The sequence below is a fragment of the Flavobacterium sp. genome (genome assembly GCF_043720215.1).
In the GTDB taxonomy this organism is placed as follows: Bacteria; Bacteroidota; Bacteroidia; order Flavobacteriales; family Flavobacteriaceae; genus Flavobacterium.
Genome location: NZ_JAYSSZ010000226.1, coordinates 1 through 3,021, shown reverse-complemented (window position 1 = coordinate 3,021; position 3,021 = coordinate 1). Strand labels below are relative to the sequence as shown.

General features: G+C 31.9%; 2 protein-coding genes. Both read left to right on the top strand.

The window, feature by feature from the left end:
- Positions 1-997, top strand: a 997-nt coding sequence (locus tag ACHZC3_RS10205) for a peroxidase family protein (protein ID WP_394759761.1), incomplete at its 5' end; no start/stop codon positions are given.
- A gap of 199 nt (positions 998-1,196) precedes the next feature.
- A complete protein-coding gene (locus ACHZC3_RS10200; protein ID WP_394759760.1) occupies positions 1,197-2,882 on the top strand; it encodes an amino acid permease in 1,686 nt (561 codons plus the stop codon).
- Positions 2,883-3,021: the final 139 nt, after the last annotated feature.

Below are 3,021 nucleotides of genomic sequence, written 5' to 3'. Positions count from 1 at the left end.
CAGAGCTTGGTTCAAATTAACTCATAGAGATTTGGGTCCAAAGTCACTATATTTAGGTGCAGAAGTTCCATCGGAAGATTTATTATGGCAAGATCCAATTCCGCAAATAAATTATCAGATAATTAATCAAGATGATATAAATAATTTGAAATCTTCAATTATTTCTTCAGGATTGACAGTTTCAGAATTAGTATCTACAGCTTGGGCATCAGCTTCAACTTTCCGTGGTTCGGATAAACGTGGTGGAGCAAATGGCGGAAGAATTCGTTTATCGCCACAAAAAGATTGGAAAGTAAATAATCCGTCTCAATTATCTAAAGTTTTGTCGGTTTTAGAAAAAATTCAGCAAGATTTTAATCAATCACAATCTGAAAACAAACAAGTTTCTATTGCAGATTTAATTGTTTTGGGAGGTTCTGTTGGAATTGAAAAAGCTGCTAAAAATGGTGGTTACGATGTTAATGTTCCTTTTACTCCAGGAAGAACCGATGCTTCACAAGAGCAAACTGATGTTGAATCATTTAATGTTTTGGAACCTCAAACTGATGGTTTCCGAAATTATTCCAAAACTGAATTTACAGTTTCTGCTGAAGAATTATTAATAGATAAAGCACAATTACTGACACTTACTGCTCCAGAAATGGCTTTACTTGTTGCTGGAATGAGAGTTTTAAATACCAATTTTGATCAATCTAAAACTGGAGTTTTCACTAAAACACCAGAAGCTTTGACTAATGATTTCTTCGTGAATTTATTAGATTTAAGTACGACTTGGAAATCTGTGACTGAATCAAGTGAAACTTTCATTGGAAGTGATAGAAAAACTGGAGATATTAAATGGATTGGAACTCGTGTAGATTTAATTTTTGGTTCTAATACCGAATTAAGAGCAATTGCAGAAGTTTATGCCTGTGAAGATTCAAAAGAACAATTTGTTGAAGATTTTATCGCTGCTTGGGCTAAAGTCATGAATTTAGACCGTTTCGATTTGATTTAAATTTCATCACAAAATTATACAAAACTAAAAGGTAATCTGTCATGGATTACCTTTTTTATTGGTTAAAAATCGATGAATAAATTATTAATATTTTTATTCACTAAGTTTTATATATTTGTTTCCTGCAATTTTTAGTGACAAATATTTATGTCTGATTGCTATTGCGGCATAATTAACCAAATAATTTAAACCAAAATTTATGAGTTTTTTAAAACTTTTTAGAAGAAAATCTCTTTCAACAATATTACAACAAGGTGGAGATGGCGAACATTCCGGACTTAACAAAGTACTAACTGTTAAAGATTTAACATTTTTCGGAATCGCAGCCATTATTGGCGGAGGAACTTTCTCTGCTATTGGTAATGCTTGTTTTTCAGGAGGTCCAGCGGTAGTTTTACTCTATATAATGTGTGCAATTGCCTGTGGATTTACAGCTATGTGTTATGCAGAATTTGCTTCGAGAGTTCCAGTTTCAGGTAGTGCTTACACCTATGCTTATGTTTCTTTTGGTGAATTATTTGCTTGGATTATTGGCTGGGCATTAATCATGGAATATTCTATCGGAAATATTTATATTGCTTTTTCTTGGAGTGGTTATTTTACCAATTTACTAGAGACTTTTGGAGTTCATTTACCAGAATGGCTCACAATAAATTATAAATCAGCACAAGACGCTTTTGTTGCAGGAAAAGGCAATGAAGGATTAATGGCTTGGCAAAACGCACCTAGTATAGCTGGATTAAAAATTATTTTCGATTTGCCTGCGGTTGTTATCAATTTGCTAATTACTTATTTAGTTTATCGTGGTACTAAAGAATCTAAAAATTTCAGTAATGTTATGGTTTACATTAAGTTAGCTATTATTTTATTGGTAATTATTGTAGGTGCTTTTTATATCGATATTGATAATTGGACACCTTTTATGCCTAATGGATTTAGTGGTGTTATGGGTGGTGTTTCTGCTGTTTTCTTTGCCTATATAGGTTTCGATGCTGTTTCTACTTTAGCGGAAGAAAGCAAAAATCCACAACGTGATTTACCTAAAGGAATGATTTATTCATTAGCAATTTGTACCGTTGTTTTTATTGTTTTAGCCTTGGTTATTACAGGAATGGTGTCCTATGAGTTGTTGGGCGTTAGTGATCCTTTAGCAGAAATTTTTGCTTTAAAAGGAGTAAAATGGATGCTGTTTATTGTTTCTATTGCAGCGGTTGTTGCTATGACAAGTGTTTTATTAGTATTTCAAATGGGACAACCTAGGATTTGGATGACAATGTCTAGAGATGGTTTGATGCCTAAGAAATTTTCTGAAATTCACCCCAAATATAAAACACCCGGATTTGCTACTATCGTAACAGGTTTAGTAGTTGGAATTCCAATCTTCTTTACAGATGAAAACTTTGTATTAGATTTTACTTCTATTGGAACTCTATTTGCTTTTGTATTAGTTTGTGGTGGTGTTCTAATGCTTTCTCCACAAAGTGAATCAGAATTGGTAGAACGTGCAACCAAAGGGAAATTCAGGATTCCTTATGTAAATTCTAAATTTATTTTTCCTTTAATGGTAATTATTGCAACTGGATTAACAATAAACTTTATACCAGATTTTTTTACAACTATTTTAGATTTTTCTACAAATAAACTAGCAACTAATATACCTATGATAGTTTTCCTACTAGTTTGTGCTGTAATGATGGTTTTATCATTCACTAAAAATCTATCCTTAATTCCACTTTTAGGCTTAATATCCTGTTGCTATTTACTAACAGGAATGGCAGTTTCTAACTGGATGTGGTTTGGTTGTTGGTTAGTTATTGGACTAATTTTTTACTTTATTTATGGATATAAAAACAGTAAACTAAATTTGAATAGACAAGAAGAATAACATTCTTAAATTTTGGAATACAAAAAAACCTGAAAAATTATTTTAGACTGCCCCCAAAAAGTTAGACACTATTTGGGGGTATTTTTATGGAAAGAAAAGTCAAATATGATTATGCATTTAAGCTTGAATGCGTAAAATT